A 17,559-nucleotide genomic window follows, 5' to 3' on the forward strand; every position below is an offset into this window, starting at 1 on the left:
CGGCCATCGCCACTGGCAGCGTGCCGCCGACGACGTAGCCGAAGTAGCGGCCGTTGCCCGACGGAACGAGCCCGCGCTCCACCGGGCGCTCGGCCGGAGCGCGCAGGTACCGCAGGGCATGCCCCGCGGCCTGGTCCAGCAGCGCCCCATACGAATCGGTGGTCTCAGAACTCCCCTCCCTTGGGGTCACGCCTGATGCCGCCGGCAGCGCAGTAGCGACCTGGGGTCAACCCTGTCCCACCGCGTTCAGCCGAATCACCATGCTCGCGTGGTCGCCCGCCGACAGGTCCAGCGGGAGCCCGTGGTGCATGAGGACGGCGCCGTGGTGGAGGAGGCCGGTCCGCTCGTCGCGGTAGCGGGCGGCCGGGTCGAGGCCGCGCAAGCGCAGGGGCGGCGTCGGATCGCCGTGGGCCGGGGCGACCCGCCAGGCGATGACGACGGTGCGGTCGCCGTGGGCGTACTGGACGCCGTCGCCGTCGAGCCGGTATTGCAGGCCGTGCTGGACGACCGGGCGGATGTCCTTGTACCGGGCGACCAGGCAGGCCGCCTCCGCGAGTTCGTCCGGGGTCCACCGGGTGAGGTCGCCGCCCAGGCCGAGGGCTCCGGCCATGGCGATGTGGAAGCGGAACCGCAGCGGCACGGTACGGCCCGTGAACGGGTTGGGGCAGTCGGTGACCCAGGCTCCCATGGTCCTGGCCGGGTAGAGCTGGCTGTAGCCGTGCTGGATGGCGATGCGGTCGACGGCGTCGGTGTTGTCGGAGGTCCACACCTGGTCCGTACGGGCCAGGACGCCCAGGTCGGCCCGTCCCCCGCCGCCGGCGCAGGCTTCGATGCGCAGGTGCGGGTGGTCGGCGCGGAGCCGGTCCATGACGGCGTACACCTGGCGTACGTGTTCGAACCAGAGCAGGTCGGCGTCCTCGCCGCGCTCGGGCCAGCCGGCCTCGCTGAAGGGCCGGTTCATGTCCCACTTGAGGAAGTCGATGGCGTGGTCGGTGACGAGCCGGTTCAGCCACGCGTGGGCCCAGGCGGCGACGTCGGGCCGGGCGAAGTTGAGGACGAGCTGGTTGCGCAGGGTCGTGCGCTCGCGGCTCGGCATGTGCAGCACCCAGTCCGGGTGGCGGCGGTAGAGGTCGCTGTCGGGGTTGACCATCTCCGGCTCCACCCACAGCCCGAAGCGCATGCCGAGCCGGTGGACCTCGTCGATGAGCGGGTGGAGGCCGTCCGGGAACGCCTTTGGATTCGACGTCCAGTCGCCGAGCCCGGCGGTGTCGTCGCGGCGGGCGCCGAACCAGCCGTCGTCCATCACGAACAGCTCCGCGCCGACCCCGGCGGCCAGCGCCGCGAGCCGCATCTGGCCGGCCTCGTCGACGTCGAAGCCGGTCGCTTCCCAGGAGTTGTAGACGACGGGCCGCAACTCGTCGGGCTGAGGTAGGACATGGCCGGCCTGGTACGTGTGCCAGGCGCGGCTCGTCCCGCCGAAGCCGTCCGCGCTGTACAGGCCCGCGAAGACCGGGGTCTGCCAGCGCTCACCCGGCCGCAGCCGCCAGGTGAGCCCGTCGTGGCCCGCGCCGCCGCTCCAGCGGACCTGGTCGTCCTGGGCGCGCCAGGCGGTGAAGTGCCAACTGCCGCTCCAGGCGAGGGCGGAGCTCCACACCTCGCCGGTGTCCTCGGTGGCGTCCCCGGCGTCGAGCATCACCCACGGGTTGGTGTCGTGGCCGGTGACGCCGCGACGGCTGGTCAGGACGAGTTCGGCGTACGGGAGCGGGGTGCGGCGCAGCTGGGTCTCGCGGCCCCAGGCGCCGATGACGTGGCTGATGCGGTAGTCGGGGCGGTGGGGGAGTGACCAGGCTGCCGAGTCCACGCGATGGAGTGTCAGCGGGGCATCGTCGGCCGACGTCCCGGTGTGGCGCAGCTCCGCCCAGCGCTCGACCACATCGCTGTCCTCGTACACCCGGTAGTGGAGCACGATCTCCAGGGGCTGCCGCCGGTCGCGCCAGCGGATCGCGAGGTGGCCGCCGTCCACGGTGTGGTTGAGGTACTGCCACTCGACGCCCCTGCTGCCGTCGGCGAAACGAATCAGCAACGCGGCCGGGCCGTAACTCGCGCCGGCCTCCGTCGGGTACTCCTCGCGCCCGCGCGCCGTACCGGCGAAGCTGTTGCCCGGCGGTGGCAGTGGGGGTGTGGTCAGCGCCTGTTCCGGCGTCAGGTGCGGTCCCCAGTGGAGCTGGCGGGGAGCGTCGTCCCCGTCGTCGAGCCGGAGGACGTAGCTGCTGTTACGGGCATTGAGTGCCCATATGCGGTGATGTGGGTCGTACGACACCGGGTTCATGCGGGGGAGCGTAGGTCCCAACTCCCGGGAATTCAATAATTGACGGAGGTAATTAATGGCCCTACGGTACGGCGCATGCCTCCGATCCCAGAGCTGCGAGCCCCGATCACCACGCCCGCCGCAGCGGCCGTGTTCACCACCGTCCTGACGGCCGGGCCGGTCTCCCGTGTGGAGATCGCGCGGCGGACCGGGCTCTCCTCGGCTGCCGTCACCAGGACGGCCCGCCCCATCATCGAGGCCGGCTACCTGGAAGAGCTGGCGGCCGAGGAGCGCACCGCCCCGGGCGCCGGCCGTCCGGCCAGCCCGCTGACGGTCAGGGCCGACCGCGAGTTCTTCATCGGCGTCAAGGTCACCAACGAGGATCTGATCGGCGTGGTCTGCGATCTGCGGGCCGAGACGCGTGCCTCCCGCCACCACGTCCTGACGGACCGGACCGTCGACGGCGTCGTCACGGCCCTCGCCGAACTGGTCGAGGAGCTGCTGTCCGAGTCCGACGACTACCGGGAGCGGACCCACTGTCTCGGTGTGGCCGTCTCCGGTGACGTGGACCGGGCGTCGGGGGGCGTCCGGTACTCACCGTTCCTCGGGTGGCGCGACGTCCCGCTGGCGCGGCTGCTGACCGAGGCGACCGGTCTGGTCACCACGCTGGAGAACGACGTCAAGGCCCTCACCGTCGCCGAGCAGTGGTTCGGTGAGGGCGTCGGGGCGTCGTCGTTCGCTCTCGTGACTGTAGGAACCGGTATCGGCTGTGCCCTCGTCGTGAACGGCGGTCTGGTCGCCGGCGCGTACAACGTGGCGGGCGAGCTCGGCCACGTACGCGTCGCCGAGCCGGGGCCCGCGTGCCACTGCGGGGGCAGCGGCTGCATCGAGGCCCTGGCGTCGACCGAGGCCATCCTCGCCCACGCACGCGGCGCCTGCGGCGACCCCGAGCTGTCGATGGATGAGGCTGTCGAGCGGGCCAGGGCGGGCGAGGAGGCGGTACGCCACGCCTTCGACCGGGCCGGGCACGCCATCGGCCTGGGCCTTGCCGCCGTAGCCAACCTCATCGGACCCGAGCGGATCGTCGTCTCGGGGGAGGGGCTGGCCGCCTATGACCTCCTGGAGCCGCAGATCCGGGAGTCCTTCGCCCAGCAGGCGTTCGGGGCCGCGGCGCGCTGTGCGCTGATCATCCGGCCGCTGCCCTTCGAGGAATGGGCACGCGGCGCGGCCGCGGTCGCCCTCCAGACCATGTTCACGGCCGAATCGATCTGACTGCTTCGGCCCCGCCACCCGCACCACCAGGGACCCCCGCACCACCAGAGAAACCCCCCGCACCACCCCACCGTCAGGAGCCGCACCCATGCACGCCACCCCGAGGGCCTTCGGCCGCAGATCCTTCCTCACCACCTCGCTCCTCATAGCCGGCGGTGCCGTGCTCACCGGGTGCAGCAGCGACCCGATGAAGAAGAACGCCGGTGACAGCGCCGGCGCGAAGATCACGCTCAACCAGTGGTACCACGCGTACGGCGAGCAGGGCACGCAGGACGCCGTCAAGCGGTACGCACAGGCGTACACGAAGGCCAACCCGGACGTCGCGATCAACATCACCTGGGTGGCGGGCGACTACGAGACCAAGCTCAACTCCAGCCTGCTGACCGCCGACGCGCCCGACCTCTTCGAGATCGGCGACTTCCGCCACCAGATGGTGAAGAACGGGCAGCTCGCCCCGCTCGACGACATCCTCGGCGCGGCGAAGTCCGAATTCGCGAAGGCGGATCTGGACGGCGCCACCGTCGACGGCAAGGTCTACGGCATCAAGATGATCGACGACATCATGATGCTGTACTACCGCCGCAGCGTGCTCGACAAGGCCGGCATCACCCCGCCCAAGACGTACGCGGAACTCGTCGAGGCGGCCCGCGCCCTCACTACCGCGAAGATGAAGGGCCTGTTCGTCGGCAACGACGGGATTGGCGACGCCGGTTACCTGATGGCCTGGTCCGCCGGGGGAACCCTGCTCGAGGGTGCGAAGATCGCATTCGACCGGCCGGAGACCGCCGCCGCCATCGGCGCGCTGCGCCAGCTCCACGACTCCAAGTCCCTGCTGCTGGACTTCACCACCGACTGGTTCGACCCCGGCGCTCTCACCCAGAAGGCCACCGCCATGCACTGGTGCGGCTTGTGGGCGATGCCCGACATCAAGAAGAGCCTCGGCGACGACTTCGGTGTCGTGCCCTGGCCCGCCTTCGGCGCCTCCGGGCGCCCCACCGCCCGCCTGGGCGGCTGGTACGAACTCGTCAACGCCAAGAGCAAGCACGTCGAGGCTGCCAAGAAGTACGTCCAGTGGCTCTGGCTCCAGCAGGCCGACCTCCAGAAGGACTGGTGCGTGAGCTACGGCTTCCACGTGCCCCCGCGGGCGAGTGTCGCCGCGCAGACCACCGAGTTCGGCGCCGGCGCCCCCAAGGAGGCCGTGGCCATCTCCCAGAAGTACGGCACGTCCTTCCCGAACCTGTGGAACACCGCCATGGCCACCGCCTTCAACGACGCCGTCACGAAGATCGCCAAGCAGCACGCCGACCCGGCCGCCGCCCTCGCCAAGGCCACAGCCGCGTGCCAGGCGGAACTCGACAAGCAGCTCGGCTGAGGAGCCGTACGACCATGGCTCTGTCCACCTCACCACCGCCCGGAAAGACACGCCCCGAGGTGCGGTTCAAGCCCCGGGCCGCCAGGAGACCCGCACGTCGCAGGACCGACCGGTCCTCCGTATTCGCGTTCATCGTGCTCACCGCGCCCATGGTGCTCGGTCTCGCCCTGTTCAAGTACGTCGCGATCGGCTGGAGTTTCCTGCTGAGCCTGGGGGAGGCCCGGGGAACGCTGAACCCGGTCCGCTGGGTCGGCCTGGACAACTACGCGTTCCTGCTGTCCGACCCCGGCTTCCGCTCCTCGCTGATGACGATCGTCCTGTTCACGCTCTTCATCGTGCCGGTGACGTTCGCCGCCTCCCTCGCGCTGGCCGTCCTCGTCCACCGCATCCGTCGCGGCCGCGGCTTCTTCCGTACGACGTTCCTGCTTCCCGCGGCCGTCTCGTACGTGGCCGCCACCCTCGTCTGGCGGATGAGCCTGTTCAACGGCCTGCCGTCGGGCATCGCCAACACGCTCGGCGGACTGCTCGGCTTCGAGGCGGTGCCGTGGATCGCCACCCAGGACCCGCCGCTGTACTGGATCGTGCTGATCACCCTGCGGCTGTGGCTCCAGGTCGGCCTGTACATGATCCTGTTCCTGGCCGGGCTCCAGGCCATCCCGCCCCAGCTGTACGAGGCCGCCGCCCTCGACGGGGCGTCCGGATGGCGGATGTTCCGGCACATCACCCTGCCGATGCTGCGGAACACGTCGGTGGCGCTCCTGCTGCTGATGACCATCGCCGCCTTCCAGGCGTTCGACGAGTTCTACAACCTCTTCAGCGGCGGCCTCAAAAGCGGCGGCAACGGCACCGCACCCGTCAAACCGCCCCTCGTCCACCTCTACAACGTGGCGCTCGGCGACCAGAACTACGGCGTCGGCTCCGCGGGTGCCTTCCTCCTCACCCTGCTCATCATCGCGGTCACCCTGCTCCAGGGCCGGATCGTCGGCCTCGGCCGGAAGGACTGACCCGACGTGAACCGACAGCACACCGCGCGGCGGCGCACCACGCCCGCCACCGTCGCCACCCACCTGGCGCTGGGACTGGCCGCCACGCTTTTCCTGCTCCCCTTCTACATCATGCTGCGCAACGCGCTCATGACGCCCCAGCAGGTCACTGCTCCCGACTGGCAGTGGCTTCCGAACCCGCTCACCTTCGACAACTTCACCGAACTGTTCACCGACCCCGCCATCCCCATGGCGGGCGCCCTGGGCAACTCACTGCTCATCGCGGCCGTCACCGCGCCCGTCTCGACGCTGCTCGCCTCGATGGCCGGCTACGCGCTCGCCCGTATCCCCGTACCAGGCAGCGGCACGGTGTTCTCCTTCATCGTGGTCACCCTGATGATCCCGGGCTCCGTGACCTTCATCCCGACCTTCGTCGTGGTGGGCTCGCTGGGCGGGGTGAACACCCACTGGGGCATCATCGTGCCCGGTCTGTTCAACGCCTTCGCGGTGCTGCTGTTCCGCAACTTCTATCTCCGCTTCCCCACGGAGATAGAGGAGGCCGGACGGCTGGACGGCCTCAGCCACCTCGGCGTCTACCGCAGGATCGCCCTGCCCAACTCGGTGTCCATGCTCGCGGCGCTCGGCGCCCTGTCCTTCATCGAGAGCTGGAACGCCTTCCTCTGGCCCCTGGTCATCGGTCAGGACCCCAGCACGTGGACCGCGCAGATCGCCCTGTCCACCTTCCTCACCGCGCAGTCGGTGAACCTGCCCGGCCTGTTTGCCGGCGCGGTCGTCACGATCGTGCCCCTCGCCGTGATGTTCCTGGTGGCCCAGCGCCACATCGTCCAGGGCATCACCCTCAGCGGCCTCAAGGACTGAGGCCCTTCCTCCCCACCGGGGCCGCCCCCACCGGCCCCACCTGACAGAGGAGTTCCCCCCATGCACAACTCCATGTCCCACACCCTCAGACGCCTGGCTCAGGCCACGGTGCTCTGCGTCGCCCTTCTGCTCAGCGCGCTGCTCCCCGCCGGCACCGCGCACGCCGCGCCGGTCACCGTTCCGGTCGGCGCGCGGATCGACGACACCGTCGGCAGCCCGGTCCACGCCCATGGTGGCGGAGTCATCCAGGTCGGGTCGTACTACTACTGGTTCGGCGAGGACCGCAAGGCCGACGACACCTTCCGCTACATCTCGGTCTGGCGCTCCATCGACCTCAAGAGCTGGGAGTTCCGCAACCACGTCCTCACCCAGGCCAGTCACTCCGAGCTCCAGCTCGCCAACCTCGAACGCCCCAAGGTCGTCTACAACCAGACCACCGGCCAGTTCGTCCTGTGGGCCCACAAGGAGAACGGCGTCGACTACACCGAGGCCAAGGTCGCCGTCGCCGTCTCCTCCACCGTAGACGGCACGTACACCTACCAGGGCAGCTTCCGCCCCCTCGGCTTCGAGTCGCGGGACATGACCCTGTTCCGTGACGACGACGGCAGCGCGTACCTGATCTCCGCGGCCAACGACAACGCCGACCTCAACGTCTACCGGCTCACCCCCGACTACACCGGCGTCCAGTCGCTGACCAGGACGCTCTTCCCGGGCGACCGCCGCGAGGCCCCGGCCATGTTCAAGCGGAACGGCGTCTACTTCCTCCTCACCTCCGGCCAGAACGGCTGGCTGCCCACTCAGCAGCAGTACGCCACCGCGAGCTGCGTCGCCTGTGCCTGGACCGCCAACGCCAACGTCGGCGACTCCCAGACCTACGGCTCCCAGACCGCGTACGTCCTGACGATCCAGGGCGCTTCGGCCACCAGCCACCTCTACATGGGCGACCGCTGGGCCGGCTCCTGGGGCGGTCCGGTCGAGGACTCCACGTACGTCTGGCTTCCGCTGGCCTTCCCGACCGCCACCTCGATGACCATGTCCTACGCCAGGCAATTGACCATCGACACCGCCGCCGGGACGATCACCCCGATCGGCACCGGCTACGACAAGCTGACGCTCGCCCACTCCGGCAAGTGCGTCAAGGCCGGTCAGTCAGCTGTCGTCCAGTACGACTGCACCGGCAACACCGACCAGCAGTGGCGCATTGACTCCATCAGCAACGGCAAGTCCCGACTGGTCTCCCGCAGCGCCAACAAGTGCATCGACCTCGCCGCCTCGGTGATCACCTGGACCTGTGGCGTCGACAAGTTCAAGCAGCACTGGACCATCCAGGACCTCGGTACCGGCTACGTCCAGCTCGTCAACGCCGTCACCGGCGAGTGCGCCGAAGTCGCCAACTCCTCCACCGCCAACAACGCCCAGCTCAAGCCCGCCGTCTGCACCGGCGCCCCGAACCAGCAGTTCCAGCGCACGTCGCTGTAACGGGCCGGCAGTAAAGGAACACCATCATGCGAAGAACACGCATCACGGCGGCGCTCGGCGCCGTACTCCTGGGAGCACTCGCGACAGTGGTCCCGCCGGCCACTGCCCCGGCCGCGGCGGAGAGCCTCCCACCGGGCGGCACGCCCATGCCCACCCACCCCATCGTCCCGGGCGCCGCCTGGAGCGACGATACCGGCCGCCTGGTGCAGGCCCACGGAGCGGGCATCTTCAAAGTCGGCTCGACGTACTACATGGTCGGCGAGGACAAGGAGGCGGGCCAGACGTACCACGCCGTCGCCTGCTACTCCTCGAAGAACCTCACCGACTGGCACCACGAGGGCAGCGCCCTGTCCCGCCAGGCCGACGGCGACCTCGGCCCGAACCGCGTGGTCGAGCGCCCCAAGGTCATCTACAACGACAAGAGCCGCCAGTACGTCATGTACCTCCACATCGAGGACAAGACATACCAGGAGGCCAAGGTCGGCGTCGCCACCAGCCCGACCCCGTGCGGTCCGTACACCTACCGGGGCAGCGAGCGGCCGCTCGGCTTCCAGAGCCGGGACATCGGCCTGTTCAAGGACGACGACGGCACGGGCTATCTCCTCACCGAGGACCGCGAGCACGGCCTGCGCATCGACAAGCTGTCCGACGACTACCTGACCGTGGAGAGCAACACGGCCCTGGTCGCCGGCTTCGAGTCGCCCGCCATGGCCAAGGTCGACGGCCGCTACTTCCTGTTCGGCTCCTACCTGACGGGCTGGTCCACCAACGACAACGTCTACGCGACCGCGCCCTCACCGGCCGGCCCGTGGAGCGAGTTCAAGAACTTCGCCCCGGCGGGATCGCGCACGTTCGACTCCCAGACGTCGTCGATCGTCCCGGTCACCGGCAGCCGCGGCACCACGTACATGTACGTCGGCGACCGCTGGAACCCGCAGCGGCTGTTCGACTCCAAGCCGGTCTGGCTGCCGCTGCACATCAGCGGCACCACGGCGAACCTGTCCTGGCAGGACAGCTGGAGCCTGGACACCGCGTCGGGTACGTGGGCCCCGCAGAACGCCGACAGCACCTACGAGGCGGAGGCCGCAGGCAACACCCTGACCGGTGAGGCGGTCCGGTCCGGCGGAAGGGTCGGATACGTCGGCATGGGCTCGGCCCTCCGCTTCAACAACGTCACCGTTCCCCACACCGGCACCTACACCCTCAAGATCGCCTACTCCAACGGCGACGCGGACGACCGCAAGGCCACCCTCAAGGCTGACGGCGGCGCGCCGATGACGCTCTCCTTCCCGCCGACAGGCGGTGACCGTACGGGCGTGGCGACCGCCACCGTGACCCTGACCGAGGGCGCCCACACCCTGGAGTTCGGCAACGCCACCGGCTGGGCGCCGGACTTCGACCGGATCGCCCTGCCCAACGGCCCTTCGACCTCGCTCGGGCTGACCGGCCGCCCGACCTATCCGGGCTCGCCCGTGGTGCTGGCGAACGCGGGCGCGGACAACCCGCTCTCCGTGACGTTCACCAACCACGGCCCCACGGCGACCGTCCACCCGGCGGTTTCGGTGACGGCCCCCGACGGCTGGACCGTTTCCCGGGCCGGCAGCCCGACGACGGGCACGGTGGGAGCCGGCCGCTCCACCAGCTCCTCCTGGACGGTGAAGCCCCCGGCCGGCACGGCCCCCGGCACGTACGAACTCAAGGCCACGGCCGCGTACCGCTGGAACGGCGAACTTCCCGCCACCATCGACGAGACCATCAAGGTCACCGTCCCACCGCCCGCCCCGGCCGGTACGCCGTACGTCAGTGACCTGCCGGTCATGTCCTGGCTGGTCGGCTGGGGCGCGCTCCAGCGCGACCTGAGCCCGGGCGCCCTCCCGATGGTCATCGAGGGCGTCCCGTACGCCAAAGGCCTCGGCGCCCACGCCAAGTCCACCGCGCACTTCTACCTGGGCGGCGCGTGCCGCTCCTTCAGCGCGGTCGTCGGCATCGACGACGAGGACGGCCCCAGGGGCTCCGTCATCTTCGAGGTGTGGGCCGACGGCAAGAAGGTCGCCGAGACCGGAGTCGTACGCGGCACCGACCCCGGCCTCCCCCTCACCGCGGACGTGACCGGCGCCACCGAACTGGAGCTGAGGGCCACGGACGCCAATGACGGCAACCACTACGACCACTCGGAGTGGGCCGACGCGCGCCTGACCTGCTGACGGCCGCACATCCGTCGCACGTCGGACGCACGGTGGCCGGAGGCCGCCCCACGTGGCCTCCGGCCACCCCTTGTTCGATCACGAACCAGTGGAGCACCAGTGAAGAAGACGACGACACGGCTCGCGGACGGCCGCGCGCTGATCTACTACGACGCCGGGGACGACCTCGTACGGGGGGAGGAGGACACCCGGCCGCTCGACGCCACCTCGACCAGCTCCGAGATCCGCCGCGACCCGCTGCTCGACGAGTGGGTCGTCATCGCCTCGCACCGCCAGGGCCGTACGTACCACCCGCCCGCGGACCAGTGCCCGCTGTGCCCCTCGGGCGACGGCCGCCGCACCGAGATTCCCGCCGACGACTACGAGGTCGTCGTCTTCGAGAACCGCTTCCCCTCGCTGACGGGCTCCCCGGACCACGAAGAACACGTCATCGCGGAGCCGTTCGACCGCCGGGCGGGCGTGGGGCGATGCGAAGTGGTGTGCTTCACCTCCGACCACGACGCGTCCTTCGCCGACCTCACGGCGGAACAGGCCCGTCTCGTCCTCGACGCCTGGACCGATCGAACGGCCGAGCTGTCCCGGCTGCCCGGTGTGCAGCAGGTCTTCTGCTTCGAGAACCGGGGCAAGGAGATCGGTGTGACCCTCGGCCATCCGCACGGCCAGATCTACGCGTACCCGTTCACCTCCCCGCGCACCGAGCGGATGACCACCCGCGTCGCCGCGCACCGCGAGGGGACCGGGCGGAACCTCTTCGACGACGTCCTCGCCGCGGAGCGGAAGGACGGAGCGCGGATGGTGATCGAAGCGGAGCACTGGACGGCGTTCGTCCCGCACGCCGCGCGCTGGCCCTACGAGGTGCACCTCTACCCGAACACCCGGGTACCCGACCTGCTCGCCCTGGACGAGGCCGCCCGCGCGGAGTTCCCACACGTGTACCTCGAACTGCTGCGCCGGTTCGACCGGCTCTTCGCCGGCGCCGGCGGTCCGACGCCGTACATCTCCGCGTGGCACCAGGCGCCGCTGCGTCCGGACGCCGACCGGGAGGACTTCGCGCTGCATCTGGAGCTCTTCACGGTCCGCCGTGCCGCGGAGCGGCTCAAGTTCCTCGCGGGCTCCGAATCCGGCATGAACGTGTTCATCAACGATGTGCCGCCGGAGGCCGCGGCGGCCCGGCTGCGGGAGGTGGCGAGCCGGTGAGCACCCCCAGGAAGGTCCTGGTGACCGGCGGGGCCGGTTACGTCGGCAGTGTCGCCGCCGCCCGTCTCGTGGAGACCGGGAACCGCGTGACCGTGCTGGACGACCTGTCCACCGGTCACCTCGCGGCAGTTCCGGCGGGCGCCGAGTTCATCGAGGGGAGGATCCAGGAGGCCGGCAAGGTACTCGACGGCTCCTACGACGCCGTACTCCACTTCGCCGCCAGCTCGCAGGTCGGTGAATCGGTCACCGACCCCGGCAAGTACTGGCGCAACAACGTCGGCGGCGCCATGGAACTGATCGCCGCCATGCGGGAGTCCGGGGTACGGACTCTGGTCTTCTCCTCGACCGCCGCCACCTACGGTGAGCAGCGGTCCGTCCCGATCACCGAGGACTGCCCGGCGCTGCCCACGAACCCGTACGGTGCCACCAAACTGGCCGTCGAGCAGATGATCAGCGGTGAGTGCGCGGCCCATGGACTGTCCGCCGTCTCACTGCGCTATTTCAACGTGGCGGGCGCCTACGGCCCGCACGGCGAGCGCCACGACCCCGAGACGCACCTCATCCCGCTGGTCCTCCAGGTGGCGCAGGGCCGCCGGGAGGCCATCCGCATCCACGGCGACGACTACCCGACCCTCGACGGCACGTGCATCCGCGACTACATCCACGTCGCCGACCTTGCGGAGGCCCACCTGCTGGCCCTCGACGCGGCCCCCGCCGGCGGGCATCTGATCTGCAACCTCGGGAACGGCCGGGGCTTCTCCGTCCGTGAGGTCATCGAGACCGTCCGACGCGTCACCGGACACCCGGTGCCCGAAGTCGTCGCCGCGCGCCGGGCCGGTGACCCCGCCGAACTCGTGGCCTCCGCCGACCGGGCCCGGGAACACCTGGGCTGGCGCCCGACCCGTACCGATCTGGCGGACATCGTCCGCGACGCCTGGACCTTCGCCGAGAGCCGGCGCGTACTCGACCCGGAGAACACACAGTGACAGCCAACGCGTTCGTAGCGGTCTTCGGAGGCGCCCCCGAAGGTGTCTGGGCGGCTCCCGGCCGGGTGAACCTGATCGGTGAGCACACCGACTACAACGACGGCCTCGTCCTGCCCTTCGCACTGCCGAACACCATCCTCGCTGCCGTCGCACGCCGCACCGACGGCCGGCTGCGACTGCACTCCAGTGCCGCACCGGGCGCAGTTGTCGAACTGACGGTCGGCGACCTGAAGCCGGGCCGGGGAGATGGCTGGGCCGACTACCCGTCCGGCGTGGTGTGGGCACTGCGCGAGGCCGGACACGCGGTCGGCGGCGCCGACATCCACTACGACAGCACGGTGCCGACCGGCGCCGGACTGTCCTCGTCCGCGGCCCTGGAGGTGGTCACCGCACTCGCCCTCGGCGACCTCCACGGGCTCGCCCTGGAACGCCCGGTCCTGGCGGAGCTGTGCCGACGTGCCGAGAACCTCTACGCCGGCGCCCCGACCGGGATCATGGACCAGACCGCGTCGGCGTGCTGCACCGAAGGACACGCCCTCCATCTGGACATCCGCGACGGCGCACAACGCCTGGTCCCCTGCGACCTGGCCGCGGCCGGGCTGAGGCTGCTCGTGGTCGACACCCGCGTCGAACACGACCACAGCACCGGGGCGTACGGCGCGCGCCGGGCCGGCTGTGAGGCAGGCGCGGCGGCGCTCGGTGTCCGTACGCTGCGCGAGGTGCCCTTCGACGGCCTGGCCGCCGCCCTCGACCGGCTCCCCGACGAGCACGCCCGCCGGCTGGTACGGCACGTCGTCACCGAGAACCGGCGCGTTGAACAAGTGCTCGCGCTGCTCGACGCGGGGAAGATCCACGAGATCGGCGCGGTGCTGACGGCAGGCCATGCCTCATTGCGGGACGACTTCCAAGTCTCCTGCCCCGAACTCGACCTCGTCGTCGACACCGCGAACGAGGCCGGAGCACTGGGCGCGCGGATGACGGGAGGGGGCTTCGGCGGCTCGGCCATCGTCCTGGCCGAGGCCCGCAGGGCCGACACGGTCGCCGAGGCCGTGACCGACGCCTTCCGCAGCGCGGGCCACCGCGCCCCCCGCATCTTCGCCGCCGCACCCTCGGCGGGCGCCCGCCGGCTGCGGTAGGGATGAGGCGCGCGGGAGGGCTGCCTCAGCGGCCTGACGATGCGTCGGAAAAGTCAGCAAACGGTCAGCATGAGTCCTGAAAGACCCGGGGGAAGCTGACCGAACATGCGAATGGTTGTAATCTGCGGAGACCGTCCTTGACCTGCGATGAGCAGGCAGGGAGCAGACATTTCGGGAGTTTCTTCATGTTTCGTACCATGTTCGAGTCCAACACCTGATATCTGGGTATTCGCGCAGGTCAAAGGCCTGATAGGCAGGTCCAGGTCAGCGAACAGTCAGCATGGGACCGGACTGGGCCCCCGGGACGTCGACTTACGGGCGTGACGGCAGGAAGTGGTCCGACGGCCTCTCGGCACGTGCCTGAAGGCTCCCCCCCCCCGGACCCCCGGGGGCGTTCCGGAAGGGCTGTGCGCGGCGCACGGGTGGAGATCCACGACAGTGCGCCGTGCCCGGTTCAGTGATCGCCGACGGGGATACCACCCGGCTGCCGCACGTCCTCGTGCAGGTGCACGATGCGCCACCTCGCGTCCCCGCCCCGTCGCAGGACCGCGGTGTTGCGCACCAGCTCGGGGCGCAGCTCACCGGCCGATGCATCAGGCGCGAACTCCACCCGCAGCCAGAAACGCAGCACCGCGATGTCGCCGAAGACGTCCACGACCTGCCCGTACGTCTCCAGCCCGGTCTCCGTCGGCCCCTTACCAGCGGTCGGCCGTTCCTCACGGACCCGGTCCAGGTCCGGCTTCCCGAAGAGCAGCTCCGCCGTCCCGGAATCCCAGACAGTGGCCTCCTGGTCCAGGCAGGCGTCGATCCGCGCGCGGTCCCCGGCGGAATAGGCCTCGTACATGGTGGTGATCACCTGCCACACGGCGGCGGCCGTCTCAGGGGTCCGCGCCGGGGCGGGCACTGGTGGGGGTAGAGGGAAACGCGGGCATGGCGGGCCTCCTGAAGGCTGTGGGAAGAAGAGGTCGCGCCTCCGAGCGGGGCGGCGACGGGCAGTCAACCTACACACCCCGGCTCACCGGCTGCGGCCACCCGGTGAGTCGTTCGGCGGCGTGCAGTGGCAGGCACGGGCGCTGAGCAGCAGCTCCGCCATGCATTCGTACGTGCTGTCAGCGGTCTGCTTGCGCAGCCTCGATCCATCCAGCGCAGGTAGACGGTCGGTGCGTCGCAGCAGGGGAGCGACCGGCTCGGAGGCGAGAGCGGCTACACGGACTTACGGTGGTCAGAGGGACGGAGCGGGCCGACCCCCGCTCCTGAGGAGGCTGCCATGGAGGAGCGCTTTGTCTGGGTGACAACGCGCCGCATCAAGGTGGGCACCCTGGAGGAGTTCGAGAGGGCATGGCGCCCGGGTTCCCTCCCTGAGGGCCTCCGCCGCGCATATGCGTACTGGTCCGAGGACGGGCAGGAGATCACCGGAGTGTCGCTCTGGGACTCCAGACAAGCGTGCGACGCGTGGCGGTCCTCCGACGCGGAGAAACGGCGGCGTGAGGTCATGGCCCCATACGTCGTCGAGGAGCGGGAGAGCTTCTACCGCGGAGGCGAACTCACTCTTCCCGTACGGTAACCGGGGGCCACGTCGGCGTAACGCCTCGGTTCGCCAGCGGCCGCGCCAGTTCATGAAGAGCAGGGCGGCCGGCGGGCCTTCCTCGACGATCCGGCCGGCCAGGGGATCACCAGCCGGTTGTGCCGGGCCGCGACCAGGGCGCCCGGCGTGCCTGTCCGGGGCACGCGGGGGCACCCTGGAGGATGGCCCGAGCCAACGACCAGGTCGAGGCCCTGCTCCAGGAGTACGCCGACCTCATCGCGATCCAAGGCGGGGAGGCTTCAAGGCGCGCGCCTACGAGAAAGCCGCTCGTGTCGTCGCGGGCTACCCGGAGGATGTCTCGACACTCGACCCCAAGGGCCTGCGCGAGATCCCGAACGTCGGCAAGTCGGTCGCCGACAAGATCCTTGAGTACCTGGGACCCCCTCTCGCGGAGAAGGACGTCCGTGGAGATCTTCACACCCACACCGACCTCACCGACGGGCTGGCGCCGCTGGAAGACATGATCGCCGCCGCTGCCACCCGCGGCTATGCGCACTACGCGGTCACCGACCACGCCCCGAACCTGTACATGCAGCGCATGACAACCGAGAAGATCCTCGCCCAGCGCGAGCGGGTGCGTGCACTGGATGGCGCGCACCACAAGATGCGGCTGCTGCACGGCACCGAACTCAACATCGGCCCGGACGGCGCACTGGACTGGCCCGACGAGTTCCTCGCGGACTTCGACATATGCGTCGCCTCGGTCCATTCCCACTTCGACCAAAACAGGCGGGAACTCACCCACCGTCTCGTCCGCGCCTGCGAGATCCCGAACGTCGCCGTCCTCGGCCATCCCACGACCCGCCGGATCGGCAAACGCCCAGGCATCGATGCCGACTTCGACGCGGTCTTCAACACCTGGGGACAGCTGACCGGATATGCGAACCGCGGGCCGGTGCGGGCTCGACGCGCTCGCCGCGGTCGTAATAGGCGCCGCTGGTGATCTCCGTGGCCGGATCGCAGAGCCGTACGAGGTGCCGGACGCCCTCAGCCGAGCTGACGCCGTCGGACCCGTACAGGTGGAGCAGGAGGGTGTCGCATATGCCGGCTGCGTTCAGGTACTGGGCCGTGGCTTGGCTACGGGCCTCACGAGGCCGCTTACAGCCAGCCGTGGCGCTGGGCCTGAAGGGCCATCTGGAAGCGGGTCGCTGCGCCGAGCCGGGTCATCAGGACCTCGATGCGACGGTAGAGGGTGCGTCGGCTGATGCCGATTTGCCTGGCGATCTCCGTGTCGGTGACGCCTGCCGAGAGGAGAGCGAGCAGCCGCCGGTCCGCAGGGTGGAGGCGGCGTGGCGTGGGGGCGGCGCCGTGGAAGGGGAGCGCGCCCTGCCACGTGTGCTCGAACAGCGCGACAAGGGCGGTGAAGAGACCGGACGGCTGCACGACGAGCATGGTGTGGTGGGTGTCGACCTCCTTGATCGAGAGCGAGACCAGGGCGTACTCGTCGTCGATGATGATGAGTTTCACCGGGACCGACGGCGCGACCCTCGCCTGTTCACCGGCAGCGACGCACGGCTCGATGCACTCGGCCAGCCGCCCTGGCACTTCCAGCGACTGCCGCGAGTACACCACGCGCTGCGTCACCCCGCGGGCGAGGGTGGCCAGCGCCTCGTCGGTCGCGGTGGGAATGGGGAAGTAGGGCGGGGAGTCGAACTGGCGGATCTGCTCACGCGCGCTGTCCCACGTCTTGCGCAGGCGCGGCCCTATCTCGTCCCCGGTCACGACCTCCACGAGATCACGGCCGGCCCCGCCTTGTCGCTGGCGCTGGAACGCGTCGAACGCCCCGGCCACCGTCACACAGGACGCGTCGAGTTCGGCGGCGCGATACCGGCTGAGGATCTGCAGGGCGGCTGCGGGCGGGAGCGGAGCCACGGTGTCCAGGCCGCTGATCGCGGCGCTGGCCAGCCCCGCGTCCAGGAGTTCCCCGTACGCCGGGACCAGGCGCGTGCCGTTCATCCCCGCGGCGGCGGCGACCTCAGACAGCGGCGCGGGCGCCAGCTCCAGCAGGGCCAGGTAGACCCGGACCGCCTCGTCGCCGATACCCAGCCGTCTCAGGGCTTCGCCGACTCTCCCCCTCGCCATGGTCGGCAAGGTACCAAGGGGCGGGGGCGTGCGCACCACCTCGCTCGGCATGATGCGCCGGACCCCGCCCATCCGG

The 17,559-nt window shown here is 70.2% G+C and carries 13 protein-coding genes and 1 pseudogene; 11 read left to right on the forward strand and 3 right to left on the reverse strand.

Features of this window, described 5'->3' with window-relative positions; all coding sequences use genetic code 11:
• Window positions 1–226: 226 nt before the first annotated feature.
• On the reverse strand, window positions 227–2,329 hold the full coding sequence (locus tag MTF65_RS01970) for an alpha-galactosidase (protein WP_243626404.1): 2,103 nt from the start codon (window positions 2,327–2,329) through the stop codon (window positions 227–229).
• A gap of 75 nt (window positions 2,330–2,404) precedes the next feature.
• Here MTF65_RS01970 and MTF65_RS01975 point away from each other — a divergent pair, with 75 nt between their 5' ends.
• The 9 genes from MTF65_RS01975 to galK all read left to right on the forward strand — a co-directional run bounded on the left by MTF65_RS01975 (window position 2,405) and on the right by galK (window position 13,816).
• Entirely contained in the window at window positions 2,405–3,580 is a 1,176-nt protein-coding gene (locus MTF65_RS01975) for an ROK family protein (RefSeq protein ID WP_243626405.1), read from the forward strand.
• An 88-nt stretch (window positions 3,581–3,668) separates the two neighbouring features.
• Window positions 3,669–4,952, forward strand: a complete 1,284-nt coding sequence (locus tag MTF65_RS01980; RefSeq protein WP_243626406.1) for an ABC transporter substrate-binding protein — start codon at window positions 3,669–3,671, stop codon at window positions 4,950–4,952.
• A 14-nt stretch (window positions 4,953–4,966) separates the two neighbouring features.
• Window positions 4,967–5,956: a carbohydrate ABC transporter permease gene (locus tag MTF65_RS01985; protein ID WP_243626407.1), complete on the forward strand. Its 990-nt coding sequence runs from the start codon at window positions 4,967–4,969 to the stop codon at window positions 5,954–5,956.
• Between the two features lie 6 nt (window positions 5,957–5,962).
• The gene (locus tag MTF65_RS01990; protein ID WP_243626408.1) at window positions 5,963–6,814 is read left to right on the forward strand and encodes a carbohydrate ABC transporter permease; all 852 of its coding nucleotides are present in this window, start codon (window positions 5,963–5,965) and stop codon (window positions 6,812–6,814) included.
• A gap of 60 nt (window positions 6,815–6,874) precedes the next feature.
• The gene (locus tag MTF65_RS01995) at window positions 6,875–8,293 is read left to right on the forward strand and encodes an RICIN domain-containing protein (protein WP_243626409.1); all 1,419 of its coding nucleotides are present in this window, start codon (window positions 6,875–6,877) and stop codon (window positions 8,291–8,293) included.
• Window positions 8,294–8,319: 26 nt separating this feature from the next.
• Window positions 8,320–10,497 carry an NPCBM/NEW2 domain-containing protein gene (locus MTF65_RS02000; protein ID WP_243626410.1) on the forward strand — a complete coding sequence of 726 codons (2,178 nt, stop codon included), beginning with the start codon at window positions 8,320–8,322 and terminating at the stop codon, window positions 10,495–10,497.
• Between the two features lie 99 nt (window positions 10,498–10,596).
• The gene (gene galT, locus MTF65_RS02005) at window positions 10,597–11,694 is read left to right on the forward strand and encodes a galactose-1-phosphate uridylyltransferase (protein ID WP_243626411.1); all 1,098 of its coding nucleotides are present in this window, start codon (window positions 10,597–10,599) and stop codon (window positions 11,692–11,694) included.
• Complete coding sequence (gene galE / locus MTF65_RS02010) at window positions 11,691–12,680, forward strand: UDP-glucose 4-epimerase GalE (RefSeq protein WP_243626412.1); 990 nt, start codon at window positions 11,691–11,693, stop codon at window positions 12,678–12,680. Before galT ends, galE begins: the two co-directional genes overlap by 4 nt.
• Window positions 12,677–13,816 carry a galactokinase gene (gene galK / locus MTF65_RS02015; RefSeq protein ID WP_243626413.1) on the forward strand — a complete coding sequence of 380 codons (1,140 nt, stop codon included), beginning with the start codon at window positions 12,677–12,679 and terminating at the stop codon, window positions 13,814–13,816. Before galE ends, galK begins: the two co-directional genes overlap by 4 nt.
• Before the next feature lie 454 nt (window positions 13,817–14,270).
• On the opposite strand, the gene MTF65_RS02020 is transcribed toward galK, so the two are convergent.
• Window positions 14,271–14,720 (reverse strand): nuclear transport factor 2 family protein, encoded by a 450-nt coding sequence (locus MTF65_RS02020; protein WP_243626414.1) that lies wholly within the window; start codon window positions 14,718–14,720, stop codon window positions 14,271–14,273.
• A 363-nt stretch (window positions 14,721–15,083) separates the two neighbouring features.
• On the opposite strand from MTF65_RS02020, the gene MTF65_RS02025 reads away from it, so the two are divergent.
• Together MTF65_RS02025 and MTF65_RS02035 are read left to right on the forward strand one after the other, a co-directional pair.
• Window positions 15,084–15,380 carry a hypothetical protein gene (locus tag MTF65_RS02025; protein WP_243626415.1) on the forward strand — a complete coding sequence of 99 codons (297 nt, stop codon included), beginning with the start codon at window positions 15,084–15,086 and terminating at the stop codon, window positions 15,378–15,380.
• 247 nt (window positions 15,381–15,627) lie between these two features.
• Window positions 15,628–16,254: pseudogene (locus tag MTF65_RS02035) on the forward strand (PHP domain-containing protein); the annotation flags it as partial.
• Window positions 16,255–16,499: 245 nt separating this feature from the next.
• Here MTF65_RS02035 and MTF65_RS02045 read toward each other — a convergent pair.
• A complete protein-coding gene (locus MTF65_RS02045; protein WP_243626416.1) occupies window positions 16,500–17,483 on the reverse strand; it encodes a helix-turn-helix transcriptional regulator in 984 nt (327 codons plus the stop codon).
• Between the last annotated feature and the right edge of the window lie 76 nt (window positions 17,484–17,559).

The sequence above is a fragment of the Streptomyces sp. APSN-46.1 genome, from assembly GCF_022815725.1.
Classification (GTDB): Bacteria; Actinomycetota; Actinomycetes; order Streptomycetales; family Streptomycetaceae; genus Streptomyces.

Excerpts from the sequence above, each read along its gene's own strand:
- MTF65_RS02000 (WP_243626410.1), top strand. The coding sequence starts at position 8,320 with ATGCGAAGAACACGCATCACGGCGGCGCTCGGCGCCGTACTCCTGGGA.
- MTF65_RS01975 (WP_243626405.1), top strand. The coding sequence starts at position 2,405 with ATGCCTCCGATCCCAGAGCTGCGAGCCCCGATCACCACGCCCGCCGCA.
- MTF65_RS01970 (WP_243626404.1), bottom strand. The coding sequence starts at position 2,329 with ATGAACCCGGTGTCGTACGACCCACATCACCGCATATGGGCACTCAAT.
- MTF65_RS01985 (WP_243626407.1), top strand. The coding sequence starts at position 4,967 with ATGGCTCTGTCCACCTCACCACCGCCCGGAAAGACACGCCCCGAGGTG.
- MTF65_RS02025 (WP_243626415.1), top strand. The coding sequence starts at position 15,084 with ATGGAGGAGCGCTTTGTCTGGGTGACAACGCGCCGCATCAAGGTGGGC.
- MTF65_RS01980 (WP_243626406.1), top strand. The coding sequence starts at position 3,669 with ATGCACGCCACCCCGAGGGCCTTCGGCCGCAGATCCTTCCTCACCACC.
- MTF65_RS01995 (WP_243626409.1), top strand. The coding sequence starts at position 6,875 with ATGCACAACTCCATGTCCCACACCCTCAGACGCCTGGCTCAGGCCACG.
- MTF65_RS02045 (WP_243626416.1), bottom strand. The coding sequence starts at position 17,483 with ATGGCGAGGGGGAGAGTCGGCGAAGCCCTGAGACGGCTGGGTATCGGC.